The sequence below is a fragment of the Bacillus sp. YH3-2-B2 genome (assembly GCF_053663335.1).
Map to the genome: position 1 here is coordinate 829616 of NZ_JBSJQE010000001.1, position 14557 is coordinate 844172.

The 14557-nt window shown below is 46.2% G+C and carries 11 protein-coding genes; 10 read left to right on the forward strand and 1 reads right to left on the reverse strand.

Going from position 1 to position 14557, the window contains the following annotated elements; all coding sequences use genetic code 11:
- The first annotated feature begins 16 nt into the window (after window positions 1-16).
- Together mutS and mutL are read left to right on the forward strand one after the other, a co-directional pair.
- Window positions 17-2602, forward strand: coding sequence for a DNA mismatch repair protein MutS (gene mutS, locus ACWJJX_RS04155; RefSeq protein ID WP_102422502.1), 2586 nt, complete (start codon window positions 17-19; stop codon window positions 2600-2602).
- A gap of 15 nt (window positions 2603-2617) precedes the next feature.
- Entirely contained in the window at window positions 2618-4495 is a 1878-nt protein-coding gene (mutL, locus tag ACWJJX_RS04160; RefSeq protein ID WP_070081846.1) for a DNA mismatch repair endonuclease MutL, read from the forward strand.
- Between the two features lie 399 nt (window positions 4496-4894).
- On the opposite strand, the gene ACWJJX_RS04165 is transcribed toward mutL, so the two are convergent.
- A complete protein-coding gene (locus ACWJJX_RS04165) occupies window positions 4895-5104 on the reverse strand; it encodes a hypothetical protein (RefSeq protein ID WP_071391815.1) in 210 nt (69 codons plus the stop codon).
- A gap of 1068 nt (window positions 5105-6172) precedes the next feature.
- Between ACWJJX_RS04165 and ACWJJX_RS04170 the strand changes: the two genes are divergently transcribed.
- The 8 genes from ACWJJX_RS04170 (at window position 6173) to ACWJJX_RS04205 (ending at window position 14544) form a co-directional block, all read left to right on the forward strand.
- Window positions 6173-6850 (forward strand): MBL fold metallo-hydrolase, encoded by a 678-nt coding sequence (locus ACWJJX_RS04170; RefSeq protein WP_003154103.1) that lies wholly within the window; start codon window positions 6173-6175, stop codon window positions 6848-6850.
- A gap of 314 nt (window positions 6851-7164) precedes the next feature.
- Entirely contained in the window at window positions 7165-8034 is an 870-nt protein-coding gene (fabD, locus tag ACWJJX_RS04175) for an ACP S-malonyltransferase (protein WP_077722218.1), read from the forward strand.
- Between the two features lie 136 nt (window positions 8035-8170).
- Complete coding sequence (locus tag ACWJJX_RS04180; RefSeq protein WP_003154101.1) at window positions 8171-9145, forward strand: acyltransferase domain-containing protein; 975 nt, start codon at window positions 8171-8173, stop codon at window positions 9143-9145.
- Window position 9146: 1 nt separating this feature from the next.
- Window positions 9147-11387 carry an ACP S-malonyltransferase gene (gene fabD, locus ACWJJX_RS04185; protein WP_454022749.1) on the forward strand — a complete coding sequence of 747 codons (2241 nt, stop codon included), beginning with the start codon at window positions 9147-9149 and terminating at the stop codon, window positions 11385-11387.
- A gap of 65 nt (window positions 11388-11452) precedes the next feature.
- On the forward strand, window positions 11453-11701 hold the full coding sequence (locus tag ACWJJX_RS04190; protein ID WP_017417810.1) for an acyl carrier protein: 249 nt from the start codon (window positions 11453-11455) through the stop codon (window positions 11699-11701).
- Between the two features lie 51 nt (window positions 11702-11752).
- Window positions 11753-13015: a hydroxymethylglutaryl-CoA synthase family protein gene (locus ACWJJX_RS04195; protein WP_071391810.1), complete on the forward strand. Its 1263-nt coding sequence runs from the start codon at window positions 11753-11755 to the stop codon at window positions 13013-13015.
- Window positions 13012-13785: an enoyl-CoA hydratase/isomerase gene (locus ACWJJX_RS04200; protein WP_071391809.1), complete on the forward strand. Its 774-nt coding sequence runs from the start codon at window positions 13012-13014 to the stop codon at window positions 13783-13785. The genes ACWJJX_RS04195 and ACWJJX_RS04200 overlap by 4 nt, the downstream gene beginning before the upstream one ends.
- A gap of 9 nt (window positions 13786-13794) precedes the next feature.
- On the forward strand, window positions 13795-14544 hold the full coding sequence (locus tag ACWJJX_RS04205; protein WP_003154094.1) for a polyketide synthase: 750 nt from the start codon (window positions 13795-13797) through the stop codon (window positions 14542-14544).
- Window positions 14545-14557 lie beyond the last annotated feature (13 nt).

Sequence of the window (14557 nt, forward strand, 5' to 3'; positions counted from 1 at the left end):
AGTGAGGGATTAAATGATGGCTAGTTACACGCCTATGATACAGCAATATTTGAAGATAAAGGCAGAGCACCAAGATGCCTTTTTATTTTTTCGGCTTGGTGACTTTTATGAAATGTTTTTTGAAGATGCAAAAAAAGCGTCGCAAGAGCTTGAAATTACACTGACAAGCAGAGACGGAGGTTCGGCTGATAAAATTCCGATGTGCGGCGTGCCGTATCATTCTGCGGCGGCTTATATTGAACAGCTGATTAAAAAGGGCTATAAAGTGGCGATCTGTGAGCAGACGGAAGATCCGAAGGCGGCTAAAGGCGTTGTAAAAAGAGAAGTCGTCCAGCTGATCACCCCGGGAACCGTGATGGATGGAAAAGGCATCCATGAGTCGGAAAACAACTTTATCGCTTCCGTTTCCGAATTTCGTAACGGATACGGTCTCGCTTTATCGGACTTAACGACCGGAGAAAACCTGGCCGTATTTATTGAGCGGATTGAAGATGTCATGTCAGAAATTTACTCAGTCGGCGCAAAGGAAATTGTCGTATCAAGCAAGTTTAACGAACATACAGCTGCTCAGCTGAAAGAACGGTGCAGCGCAACGATTTCGATCGAAGACGGGGAAATAACAGAACGCATTGAAATCGCAAAGCACTTGCCGGGCGAAGAGCTGACAGAGACGTTTATGCGTTTATATACGTATTTGCAGAAAACGCAAAAACGGAGCCTGGATCATCTGCAGCCGGTTCAAGTATATGAATTGGAAGAAGCGATGAAAATTGACCTGTATTCAAAACGGAATCTTGAGCTGACGGAAACGATCCGTTCGAAAAGCAAAAAAGGGTCATTGCTTTGGCTTTTAGACGAGACGAAAACAGCAATGGGCGGCCGGCTTCTCAAACAATGGATTGACCGCCCGCTGATCAGGGCATCCCAAATCGAAGAACGCCAGGAAATGGTCGAGACGCTGATCAATCATCTGTTTGAGCGTGAAGATCTGCGCGAGCGCCTGAAGGAAGTATACGATTTAGAACGTCTGGCGGGCCGGGTCGCATTCGGAAACGTCAACGCAAGGGATTTAATCCAGCTGAAAGAATCTTTAAAACAAGTGCCGAGCATTAAAGAGCTTGTAGGGTCTCTTAACCATAAAAAAGCAAAAGAACGCGCCGGCTTGATTGATCCGTGCGGAGATTTGCTTGACCTGTTAGAAGAAGCTCTCCATGAAAATCCGCCGTTATCGTTAAAAGAAGGCAACTTAATTAAAGACGGCTATCATCAGAAGCTCGATGAGTACCGTGACGCCAGCAAAAACGGTAAAGACTGGATTGCCAGACTGGAGCAGCAGGAACGCGCTTATACGGGCATCCGTTCATTAAAGGTCGGTTTCAATAAAGTGTTCGGCTATTATATTGAAGTCACAAAAGCAAACCTTCATCTGCTTGAGGACGGGCGGTATGAGCGGAAGCAGACCCTCACAAACGCCGAACGGTACATTACGCCGGAATTGAAGGAAAAAGAAGCGCTTATTTTAGAAGCGGAAAACAACATCTGCGAGCTGGAATATGAGCTTTTTGCCGGACTGCGTGAAAAGGTGAAACAATTTATTCCGCGTCTGCAGCGTCTTGCCAAACAAATGAGTGAGCTGGATGCGCTGCAATGCTTTGCTACGATCAGTGAAAACAGGCATTACACAAAGCCCGTCTTTTCTGATAATGAAGTAAAAGTCATTGAAGGGAGACACCCCGTCGTCGAAAAGGTGATGGACAGTCAAGAATACGTGCCGAACAACTGCCTGATGGGCGATTCGCGGGAAATGCTCCTGATTACGGGTCCGAATATGTCAGGTAAAAGCACGTACATGAGACAGATCGCACTTCTATCGATCATGGCTCAGATCGGCTGTTTTGTGCCCGCAAAAGAAGCGGTTCTGCCGATTTTTGATCAAATCTTCACGAGAATCGGGGCGGCGGATGATTTGATTTCCGGACAAAGCACCTTTATGGTGGAAATGCTGGAAGCGAAAAACGCGATTGTGAACGCCACAAAAGACAGCCTGATCCTGTTTGATGAAATCGGCCGCGGGACATCAACGTACGACGGAATGGCGCTGGCACAGGCGATTATTGAATATGTTCATGATCATATCGGCGCTAAAACACTGTTCAGCACGCATTATCATGAGCTGACGGTGCTAGAAGATAAGCTTCCTCAGCTGAAAAACGTTCATGTGCGCGCAGAGGAATATAACGGAACGGTCGTGTTTCTCCATCAAATCAAAGAAGGAGCCGCAGATAAAAGTTACGGCATTCATGTCGCCCAGCTTGCGGAGCTCCCGGACGATCTGATCAGCCGCGCGCAGGAGATTTTGAAACAGCTTGAGCAAACGGGAGATAAACCGGAGCTTCCGGAGGCACCTGAGAAAAAGCCCGCCGTCAAAGAAGAACCGGCACAGCTGTCCTTTTTTGCTGACGGTGAAAAAGAACAGAAGACACCGGCTGTTTCTAATAAAGAAAAACAAGTGCTTGAAGCTTTTAAGTCAATCAATATTCTCGATATGACGCCGCTTGAGGCGATGAATGAAATGTACAAGCTGCAAAAAAAATTAAAATAGAAAGAGGTGACGGACTTGGCAAAAGTCATCCAGCTGTCAGATGAACTCTCAAATAAAATAGCGGCCGGTGAGGTGGTCGAACGGCCTGCCTCAGTCGTTAAAGAATTGGTGGAAAACGCCATCGACGCAAACAGCACAGTCATTGAAATCGACATAGAGGAAGCGGGGCTTTCGTCGATTCGGGTGCTCGATAACGGCGAAGGTATGGAAACCGATGATTGCAAGCGGGCTTTCCGCCGCCACGCGACCAGCAAAATCAAAGATGAAAACGACCTGTTCCGGGTGAGAACACTCGGTTTCCGCGGAGAAGCTTTGCCAAGTATCGCGTCTGTTTCTCATCTGGAAATCAAAACGAGCATCGGCGAGGGAGCGGGAACCCATCTCATTCTTCAGGGCGGGAATATCATTTCTGAACAGAAATCCTCCAGCAGAAAAGGAACGGAGATTATCGTTACCAACCTGTTTTTCAATACGCCCGCCAGATTGAAATATATGAAAACCGTGCATACGGAGCTCGGCAATATTACGGATGTTGTCAACCGGATTGCTCTTGCGCATCCGGAAGTATCCATCCGTCTCCGCCATCAGGGGAAAAATCTGCTGCAGACAAACGGTAACGGGGACGTGCGCCATGTGCTGGCCGCAATTTACGGGACGGCGGTTGCGAAAAAAATGATACCGCTCCATGTCAGCTCGCTTGATTTTGAAGTCAAGGGCTACATCGCGCTTCCGGAAATCACGCGTGCATCCAGAAACTACATGTCATCTGTCATTAACGGCAGATACATTAAGAATTTCCCGCTTGTAAAAGCGGTGCATGAGGGCTATCACACACTTCTGCCGATCGGCCGCCATCCGATTACGTTTATCGAAATTACGATGGACCCGATTTTGGTCGATGTCAATGTCCATCCGTCGAAGCTTGAAGTCCGCCTCAGCAAAGAGACGGAGCTGCATGAGCTGATCCGTGACGGGATAAAGGAAGTGTTTCAAAAGCAACGGCTTATTCCGAGCGCCCAGCTACCGAAAAAATCAGCGCCGGCACCAGCCAAAAACGAACAGCAATTTATGACATTCGAGGAAAGCGCGCCTGAGCGGAAACTTCCTGAAAAAACGCCTGAGCCGTCTTACTCACCGATGAAGCTGAGTTCGGTCGTAAAAGAGCCTGAGCCGGTCATAGAAGAAGAGTCCCTGCCGGATGAAGCAGGTCACGGAGTGCCGCCGAAGATCGGCATGCCGGTAACGGAAGCGCCTGTTTCCGATATTCCGGAGCCTGAAGTGGAGGCTGACTCTGAAGAAATACGGGAAGAAAGAGTTCCGGTGATGTATCCGATCGGCCAAATGCACGGGACATATATTTTAGCCCAAAACGAAAACGGCTTGTATATCATTGACCAGCATGCGGCACAAGAACGGATTAAATACGAATATTTCCGGGAGAAAGTCGGGCAGGTCGAGCCTGAAGTGCAGGATATGATCGTGCCGCTCACCTTTCATTACGCGGCAAATGAAGCGCTGATCATTGACCAGCATCAGCATGAGCTTGAAAGCGTCGGAGTATTTTTAGAAGCATTCGGCACGAACAGCTACATCGTCCGCTGCCATCCTGCCTGGTTTCCAAAAGGGGAAGAAGCTGAACTGATTGAAGAAATCATTCAGCAGGTGCTTGATGCCAAACAGATCGATATTAAAAAACTGCGGGAGGAAGCGGCCATTATGATGAGCTGCAAAGGCTCAATCAAAGCGAACCGCCATTTGCGAAACGACGAAATCAAAGCGCTCTTGGACGACCTGCGCCGAACGACAGACCCGTTCACATGCCCGCACGGCCGGCCGATCATTATCCACCACAGTACGTATGAGATGGAGAAGATGTTTAAGCGTGTGATGTAATAACAACGTTTATGTGAGACTAAACCGTTATTTACCCACAAGCAGCCTTACTAGTTTGAATGACCCAGCCTTTCAGAGATAACTTTTGAGTTTTTTAATTTCTGGCATAATTGTTGCATGGTATACCGTAAATCATGAAGATAATTTGTTTAACATCCAGCTGTTTTTCTGTCATATAAAAATTGTTTATGGGTAGTAATTGGGGTTGGCGATGTAGTATCCTGTGTTTGGTGGAACCGTCTATATCGTCAATTGACTGCATTAATAGTGAAATAATGGAGAAAACGATTCCTGAAAAATCTCATGCTATTTGTGAAGAATTTAAATAAAATTGGAATTTGGCGGGTTATACTATTCGCAAGTTAGTCAAGGGGGACTAGTAATTAGCCCCCCTTATATTTAGTTCTTCCTGCATTTTTTTCTATTTTTGATTAAACTGAAAACCACTAAGAGAACTACACCGACAGCAACAATATAAAATGAAATTTCCGCTGCGGCGGTGTTAATATTCTTAAGGACAAGGATAAGCCCTATTAAAATTATAGGAATGATATAAGTTAGAATTCTTATAGCTTTTGGGCTCGGTTCAGCATTACTTTTATCTTCCATAGTTACCTCCGATCTTAAACACTTTAGAAAATAATCACTTTAAAGCTTAACACAGGATAAATTTGTTAAACACCAACAATAGCCCCGTTTAAAGGAAAAGCATAAGAGTTTTAGTAATCCACAAAGTTGCTGCCGGGTTGCCAGTTACTTTTAGAGCATCCGCATAGCACGCATCTTCAACTGCACCAGTAAAATTGTCAATGATATTAAGAATTATTTCAAAACCGCCGATTCCACCCATAGCAGCTTTAACTTTAGTAGGTATTGCGTCCCAAGCTGCTCTCAGTGCTTTTATAGATCAGGACAAATCACCTTGAACAGTAAACTCCGACCCATATCACATAGTCTATTTGTCTAAATCTTAATATTTACTTTTTACACTTAATGATTTTATGTTAGTTTTGTTTTTGCACAGTAAAAAGATAACTTTATTTAGCCCTAACAAAACATCTGAGCTCCTTGTCAATAATCACACATAAATCGTCTTCAACTGACGTCTTTTTTCATGCACGACGCTTTTGTGAATTGTTGCAGCTAGACTGGTTTTTGAACGGTTTTCTCGCAAAAGAAAAGAGTGTAAATTACGCCGTACTTTTCTCAGTTCAATTATGTTAATGTCAACATAATGTTGAATTCGGTGTAAGAACTAAGGTATTCTGATATATTTCGAGAGCCCGTGTGGTTTAGTTTATCTTGAAGAAAAGGATTGAAATAATAATCTTAATTGCGGGTCATTTCTAAAAACTGATTATCTCCTCCGGCTGCTTCGCAATTGCTTTTCAAAACAAAAGCTCAATTTGTTTTATTTTTATCCGAAAATTATACCATCCTTCATTTTCTGAATAAAATTACCTAAAGAATTCATCTAAATGAACATCCTGATTTCCTGATATATCAGCATAGCAATTTGTAAAAATGGCCCAGACTGGTGCTTTTGGCGGGAGCAGAAAGTTTTTTTAACTTTACCGGAAAATCCATGGAAAAACGTGGTGTCATCTGGTAAAGTGGTTACAGTCGGCTGGGCGGCGGCAGCAGTCTGCCCGGATCTTTTAAATGGGAATGGTGACAATGGATCATACATATGAAGTGCATCAAATCAAAACTTATCACCAGATGTGGTCCAACTATTGTTATATCATCGCAGACCGCTCAAAAAAATCTGCGATAGCGGTGGACCCGTCCTGGGAAATCGATAAAATAACCGATAAACTGCATGAATTGGATGTTGATTTATCAGCTATTTTATTAACACATTCGCATTATGACCATGTAAACTTGGCGGAGCCGCTTCAGCAAATCTATCATTCTGATATATACATGTCGTCGGCGGAAATCGATTTCTATCAATTCCGGTGCAGAAACTTAATAGCGCTTGAAGACGGCCAAACCTTTGCGGCCGGAGGGTTTATCATCAGAAGTATACTGACCCCGGGACATACGGCCGGAGGAATGTGCTATTTACTATCTGATCACCTTTTTACCGGTGACACCGTGTTTACAGAAGGGTGCGGTATATGTGAGGACAGGGGCAGCTCAGCTGAAGATATGTTTCACAGTATACAGAGGATCAAAGCCTCTATTCCGCCGCATGTGCGTGTGTATCCGGGGCACTCCTTCGGGGAGAAGCCGGGTCAAAAAATGGAGAGTCTTTTGAAAAACAATATTTACTTTCAGATTGAAAAAAAAGAACATTTTGTGAATTTCCGCAACAGAAAAAATCAAAAAGGGCTGTTTCATTTTAAGTAGCGTATAATTTGGTTCTATATAACTAGTTTTTCTTTTGGGGTACGGAACTTCTGAAATGAAATGATAGTTATTGCTCGCTTTTTGGTGATGAATGGCTGAGTAACGGTAGTTTGCGGATAAAAGCGCCGGGCAGGCCGAATGGGACATTCTGCTTACGTCTGTTCCAAAAGCCCTGAGTCCGCCTTCTGGCAGGGAAAAATAGGCATTATTCAGGAGTTCGCATAGGATAAATTAACTTGACATGGTATTTTTGTGAAGTTACTATCAACTTGAACATGCTTCTTAACTGAATCCGAGAAAGGATGGCTGAGAAAATGATCACATACTTATTCCCCGGACAAGGTTCTCAAAAGCAGGGAATGGGGAGCTCATTGTTTGATGAATTTAAAGACTTAACGGAGCAGGCTGATGAAACACTCGGATATTCCATGAAACGGCTTTGTCTTGAGAATCCGTATTCCAACCTTCACAAGACGCAGTTCACCCAGCCTGCTTTATATGTTGTAAACGCGTTAAGCTATTTGAAAAAAATCCAAGATAATGACATAAAGCCGGATTATGTAGCCGGCCACAGTTTGGGAGAATATAATGCGCTGTTTGCAGCAGGTGCTTTTGATTTTATTACCGGCCTTCAGCTTGTCCGTAAAAGAGGCGAATTAATGAGTATGGCCACTGACGGAAAAATGGCCGCCATTATGGGGTTAACTGCAGCTCAAGTGTCAGACGCCCTTCAAACGAACGGATTACATACGATTGATATTGCCAATATGAATTCTCCTCACCAAGTTGTCATATCCGGACGCAAAGAAGACATTGAAAGAGCCAAAAGCGTATTCGAAGGATTAAAAGACGTTACGATGTTTCATCCGTTAAACGTCAGCGGCGCTTTTCACTCGAGATATATGAGAGAAGCAAAACAAGAGTTCGAAAAATTTTTACAGTCATTTCATTTTTCTGCTATATCAATTCCTGTCATTTCTAATGTGCATGCCAGACCTTATGAGCAAGACGGAATCCACTCCGTTCTGGCCGATCAGATCGACCATTCAGTGCGATGGAACGACAGCATCCGCTATCTGCTGGACAAAGGGCGGATGGAATTTGAAGAAGTCGGCCCGGGCCATGTGCTGACAGGACTTATTCACCGCATCAAAAAAGAAACTGAAGCTTCACCCGCCATGTAGCGGAACGCAAGTCAAAATTCTTATCTCACACAATAGTGCCAGCCATACAACATCACGACCACTTCACCTGCACACGACATCACGAAAAACGTACAAATCAATATTTTAAAAAAATAAAGAGCAAAAAGGAGAACAAATGAACCAGCCAATTGTTTTCATGTTTTCTGGACAGGGTTCCCAATACTATCAAATGGGGAAAGAGCTGTTTGCACATAACGCCGCTTTTCGGCAGAAAATGCTTGACTTGGACGATTTTGCAGTCAGCCGTTTCGGTTACTCTGTCCTGAAAGAGGTTTATCATACAGGCAATCGTCTGTCTGATCCATTTGACCGCCTTCTTTTCAGCCATCCTGCCATTTTTATGGCTGAGTACGCACTTGCATATGCTTTGGAGCAAAGAGGCATACGTCCCGATTATGTGATCGGAGCAAGCCTCGGAGAGTATGCAGCGGCCGCTGTATCGGGTGTGCTGAGCGCCGAGGATGCTTTAGATTGCGTGCTGGAACAGGCCCGAATCATTACGGAAACTTGCCGTAACGGCAGCATGCTTGCGATACTGGGTGATCCGGCTTTATATCAAGATGATCCGCTGCTCGGCGAACATAGTGAATTGGCATCTGTAAACTATCATTCTCACTTTGTCATCTCGGGAGAGCGGGAACATATCAAAAAGATCATGGACGATCTGAGAGAGAAGCAGATTCCTCATCAGCTATTGCCGGTATCTTACGGGTTTCACTCAGCGCTGGTTGATCAGGCGGAACAGCCGTACAAGCGTTTTTTAGCTCAGAAATCAATCCGGACTCCGTTTATACCGTACATCTCCAGTGCGACCGGAGAGGCTGAGACCGATATACAAGCGGACTTTTTCTGGGATATTGTAAGAAAGCCGATTCGATTCCGCGAAGCGCTTCAATTCGCAGACAGCCGCCAAAAAGGATTGTATATCGATGCCGGGCCTTCCGGAACGTTGGCCGCATTTGCCAAACAGATTCTTCCCGCAGGATCGGCTGAACGCATCCGTGCCATTATGACGCCGTTTCATAAAGAACAAACCCATTTGCAGCAAATAGAAGACAGTATTTTATCACCGCCCGGAAGGAGACTGTAAGATGATCAGCTTTGTTTTTCCAGGCCAAGGCTCGCAAAAAATAGGGATGGGAGAGGACCTGTTCGGCTGCTATCCTGAATTAACCGCAAAGGCCGATCACATTCTCGGATATTCCATTCAGGAGCTGTGCCGGGACGGAGAGCGTCTCAATCAGACTCAATTCACTCAGCCGGCGCTCTATGTCGTCAATGCCCTCAGTTTTTTGAAAAAAACAGAAGAAACCGGCTTGAAACCGGATTTTACCGCCGGACACAGTTTAGGCGAATATAACGCGTTATACGCCTCGGGCGCCTTTGATTTTGAAGAAGGCCTACAGCTGGTCAAAAAAAGGGGCGAACTGATGAGCCGCGCAAAAGGAGGCGGCATGGCAGCGGTGATCGGCCTGACTCATGAGCAGGTGACGGATGTTTTAAAAGAGTATCACTTGCATATGATTGATATCGCCAACATGAACACACCGCAGCAAATTGTCATTTCCGGATATAAAGAAGATATTGAAAAAGCCGCATCCGTTTTTGAAGCCGTAAACGGCGTGAAAATGGTTCACCGCTTAAATGTCAGCGGCGCCTTTCATTCCAGATATATGATGGAAGCGAAGGAGGAATTTTCACGGTTTATTGAAACTTTCCATTTTAAGCCGCTGTCCATCCCGGTCATTTCAAATGTGACGGCAAGACCATATGAGCAGACCGAGCTGAAAGAGACACTCACCGGACAAATAACGGGATCGGTGAACTGGACAGACAGTATCCGTTTCTTAATGGGAAGAAAGAACATGAGTTTTGAGGAAATCGGTCCCGGAAAAGTGCTGACAGGGCTGATTCAAAGAATTACGGCTGAAGCGGAGCCGATAACAGATGAAATCAAAGTCCCGGCTGAGGCTGGAAAAAGTTCAATTACGGCGGCGTCTTTAGGAAATGAAGAGTTTAAGCGCGATTATCAATTGAAATACGCCTACTTGGCCGGCGGCATGTACCGCGGAATTTCTTCGAAGGAAATGGTCGTCAAACTGGCCGAAAAAGGAATGATGGGCTTTTTCGGAACGGGCGGTTTGAACATCGCGCACGTTGAGGACGCCATTTTGTCAATTCAGCATGAGCTTCGTGACGGCGGTTCCTTCGGTATTAATGTTGTACATAACATGAAGCATACAGATTCAGAAGAAAAAATGATTGATCTTTTACTGAAGCACGGGGTTCAGAACTTGGAAGCATCAGCATTTTTAACGGTTACTCCCGCTTTAGTAAGATTTCGCGCTAAGGGGTTAAAACGCGGTGCCGGCGGACAAATAATAGCGCGTCAGCGGATTATCGCCAAGCTGTCCCGTCCGGAAGTAGCGGAAGCATTTCTCAGCCCGGCGCCTGATCACATTCTGCAGAAACTTGCAGCCGAAAACAAAATTACCGCTGAAGAAGCAAGTCTGATGAGGGAAATACCCGTTGCGCATGACATCTGCGTAGAGGCTGATTCAGGCGGCCACACTGACGGCGGAGTTGCTTACAGTCTCATGCCGGCGATCATCCGTTTACGAGATGACATGATGAAAAAATACCGATACGGCAAAACCGTCCGCATCGGAGCCGCAGGGGGAATCGGGACGCCTGAGGCTGCCATGGCCGCATTTATGCTCGGCGCTGATTTTATTGTGACCGGATCCATTAACCAATGCACCGTTGAAGCAGCGACGAGCGGCCTTGTAAAGGATCTCCTGCAGCAGATGAATGTACAGGACACGGCCTACGCGCCGGCCGGCGATATGTTTGAATCAGGCAGCAAGGTGCAGGTATTAAAGAAAGGGCTGTTCTTTCCGACCCGGGCCTCTAAGCTGCATGAACTGTATCAGCGTCACCGCTCAATTGAAGAAATTGATGAAAAGACACTCAGACAAATAGAAGAGAAGTATTTTAAGGCAAGTGTAAGCAGTATTTATGACAAAGTGAAGGCTCATTATTCGAATGAAGACATTTCAAAAGCCGAACGGAATCCGAAACAGAAAATGGCGCTCATATTCAAATGGTATTTCAGGCAAAGCTCTGCTTCGGCGATTAAAGGAGACCCGGATGCCAAGGTAGACTTCCAGATTCATTGCGGCCCGGCATTAGGCGCCTTTAATCAATGGGTGAAAGGTACGGAGCTGGAGTCCTGGAAAAACCGCCATGCCGATGGTATCGGCCTTCGTCTTATGGAAGAGACGGCCTCGCTTTTGAATCAGAAGTTAGGCTCATTTCTGCAAACGTGTTGACAAGACGAAATGATAGATTGAAAACATGGAATATTCATAAAAGATGAAACAGGGAGGAACTGACAATGAGTGAAGAAAGAATCTTTGAATTGCTGCAGAACACAATCTACGAGGTTTTGCCTGATTTAGAAGGCGAACAGCTTTCACAGGAAGACCGGTTAGTTGATCTGGGGGCGGACTCAGTGGACCGCGCCGAAATTATCACGATGATGCTTGAAGAATTATCACTGCAGATCCCGCGTGTTGAGCTGACGGGAGTGTCAAACATCGGCGAATTGGCGGCAAAGCTTTATGAAAAGGTACAGGCTGTCTGATAAAACGGTGAAACAATCGGAAACTCAAAATTCATATTGGAGGCGAAGTTCATGGCGGCTGCCGGAATAGAAGCGATAAATGTGTTTGGCGGGACGGCATACCTTGATGTCATGCAGCTGGCGGAGTACAGAAACTTAGACCCTGCCAGATTTGAGAATTTACTGATGAAAGAAAAAGCGGTGGCGCTTCCGTACGAAGACCCCGTCACATTCGGCGTTAACGCGGCAAAGCCGATTATCGACCGATTGACAGAGGCTGAAAAAGACAGAATCGAGCTGCTGATTACCTGCTCGGAGTCCGGCATTGACTTCGGAAAATCACTCAGTACATATATTCATGATTACTTAGGTCTCAACCGGAACTGCCGTTTATTTGAACTGAAGCAGGCCTGTTATTCAGGAACGGCGGGTTTGCAGATGGCGCTTAACTTTATTTTGTCGCAGACATCCCCCGGAGCGAAGGCGCTTGTCGTCGCGACGGATATTTCCCGGTTTTTAATTGCCGAAGGCGGCGATGCGTTAAGCGAGGATTGGTCTTACGCCGAACCGAGCGCCGGAGCGGGTGCCGTCGCCTTATTGATCGGTGAAAATCCAATTGTATTTCAGGCGGATGCGGGCGCTAACGGCTATTACGGCTATGAAGTGATGGATACATGCCGTCCGATCCCGGACAGTGAAGCCGGTGACGCCGACTTGTCATTGATGTCTTATCTCGATTGCTGTGAACAGACATTTCGCGAGTACAAAAAACGTGTGCCGGGCGCTGACTATAAAGAGACGTTTCACTATCTTGCCTTCCATACACCGTTTGGCGGCATGGTCAAAGGAGCTCACCGGACGATGATGCGCAAGCTTGCAAAAGCGAAAAACGCTGAGATCGAACAGGATTTTCAAACCAGGGTAGAGCCGGGGCTCCGCTACTGCCAAAGAGTCGGAAACATTATGGGGGCAGCCTCTTTACTGGCTCTTGCAAGCACGATTGACCAAGGGGCATTCGACACTTCTAAGCGGATCGGCTGTTTCTCGTACGGCTCCGGATGCTGTTCAGAATTTTACAGCGGCGTTGTGACGCCTGAAGGACAAACGCGGCAGCATTCTTTCAAAATAGAAGAGCATCTGAACAACAGATACAGGCTGTCCATGGAAGAGTATGAAGAACTGTTTAAAGGCAGCGGTCTGGTGAAGTTCGGAACCCGGAATGTCAAATTGGATATGAATATGATTCCGAACATTTTAGACCATCATGCCGGGAGCCCTCGTTTATATTTGGAAGAAATCACGGAATTTCATCGGAAATACAGGTGGATCCCGTGACCTATGAGACGATCAACGTCCGTTTTCAGCAAAATGTCTGCTTCATCACCTTTGATCGGCCTGAAGCCAACAATACGATTAATGAGCGTTTAGTGGAGGAATGCCTGCACGTTCTTTCTGAATGTGAGGACTCCGTGACCTCCGTAGTGCTTGAAGGGCAGCCGGAGGTATTTTGTTTCGGGGCGGATTTTGATGAGATGTACCGAAAAATGAGGCAGGGAATGCAGCATGCGGAATCGCAGGAGCCGCTTTACCGTTTGTGGCTGGCATTAAAATCCGGGCCGTACATCACAATCGCCCGCGTCCGCGGAAAAGTAAATGCGGGAGGTGTCGGTTTTGCCGCCGCGTGCGATATCGTCATTGCAGAGGAGAGTGCTACGTTCAGTTTATCTGAACTGTTATTCGGACTTTATCCAGCCTGCGTTCTGCCGTTTTTAATTCAAAGAATCGGATTTCAAAAGGCGCATTATATGACGATTATGACAAAGCCCGTGCCGGCGCGCCAGGCGCTTGAATGGGGACTTTGTGACGTATGCGTCCCGGACTCAGCAACAGAGCTGAGAAAGCATTTGCTGCGCCTTCGCCCGCTGTCGAAAAAAGCAGTCATCCGCTATAAAAAATACATGGATTCCTTAAACGACCTTGTTCATCGTTCGAAATCCATTGCTCTAGCCGAAAATCAAGCGATGTTTTCAGATCCGGATAACCAATCAGCCATTTTCCGTTATGCAGAAACGGGGAGGCTTCCTTGGGAAACGGAGAACAGTTAGGAGGATATCATGCCGAACGCCGCAGTTGAACTGCTCGAAATTGAACCGGATATTATCCAAGTGACAATGCAGGATAAAGCCCATAAAAACGCCTTCTCCAAAGAACTGACGGATGGATTGATGGAAGCATTCACCCGTATAAAAAAATCGTCAGTCTATAAAGCTGTGATTTTAACAGGATACGGCCATTACTTTGCTTCCGGAGGCACACAGGAAGGTCTGCTCAGGATTCAGCAGGGCATCACGAAGTTTACGGAAGACCGCATGTACTCTTTGGCGCTGGAATGTGATATCCCCGTCATTTCCGCCATGCAGGGCCACGGAATCGGAGGCGGGTTTGTCATGGGGCTTTTCAGTGATTTTGTCATTTTAAGCAAAGAAAGCGTGTATACCGCAAACTTTATGAAATACGGTTTCACCCCCGGAATGGGGGCTACTTTTATCGTTCCGGAGAAGCTTGGGGCAAGCCTCGGCCATGAAATGCTGTTAAACGGCGGCCACTACCGCGGCGGTGATCTGGAGAAAAGAGGGGTGCCATTTCCGGTGCTTCCGCGGCAGGAAGTATTAGACTATGCGCAGGAATTGGCCCGTGAGCTTGCGGAAAAACCGAGAAACTCTTTAATTACATTGAAAAGGCACTTGGTGACGCCGTTTCGCGAGCAGCTTCCGGCTGTCATTGAGAAGGAGTTAATCATGCACGATGAGACGTTTCATGATGATGAAGTGAAAAAACGAATCACGACGATGTACGGAGTATAAGACATACATCTTA

Coding starts and splice junctions, on each gene's coding strand:
- ACWJJX_RS04170 (WP_003154103.1), top strand. CDS start 6,173: ATGGATCATACATATGAAGTGCATCAAATCAAAACTTATCACCAGATG.
- ACWJJX_RS04205 (WP_003154094.1), top strand. CDS start 13,795: ATGCCGAACGCCGCAGTTGAACTGCTCGAAATTGAACCGGATATTATC.
- ACWJJX_RS04180 (WP_003154101.1), top strand. CDS start 8,171: ATGAACCAGCCAATTGTTTTCATGTTTTCTGGACAGGGTTCCCAATAC.
- fabD (WP_454022749.1), top strand. CDS start 9,147: ATGATCAGCTTTGTTTTTCCAGGCCAAGGCTCGCAAAAAATAGGGATG.
- ACWJJX_RS04195 (WP_071391810.1), top strand. CDS start 11,753: ATGGCGGCTGCCGGAATAGAAGCGATAAATGTGTTTGGCGGGACGGCA.
- ACWJJX_RS04165 (WP_071391815.1), bottom strand. CDS start 5,104: ATGGAAGATAAAAGTAATGCTGAACCGAGCCCAAAAGCTATAAGAATT.
- fabD (WP_077722218.1), top strand. CDS start 7,165: ATGATCACATACTTATTCCCCGGACAAGGTTCTCAAAAGCAGGGAATG.
- mutS (WP_102422502.1), top strand. CDS start 17: ATGGCTAGTTACACGCCTATGATACAGCAATATTTGAAGATAAAGGCA.
- ACWJJX_RS04190 (WP_017417810.1), top strand. CDS start 11,453: ATGAGTGAAGAAAGAATCTTTGAATTGCTGCAGAACACAATCTACGAG.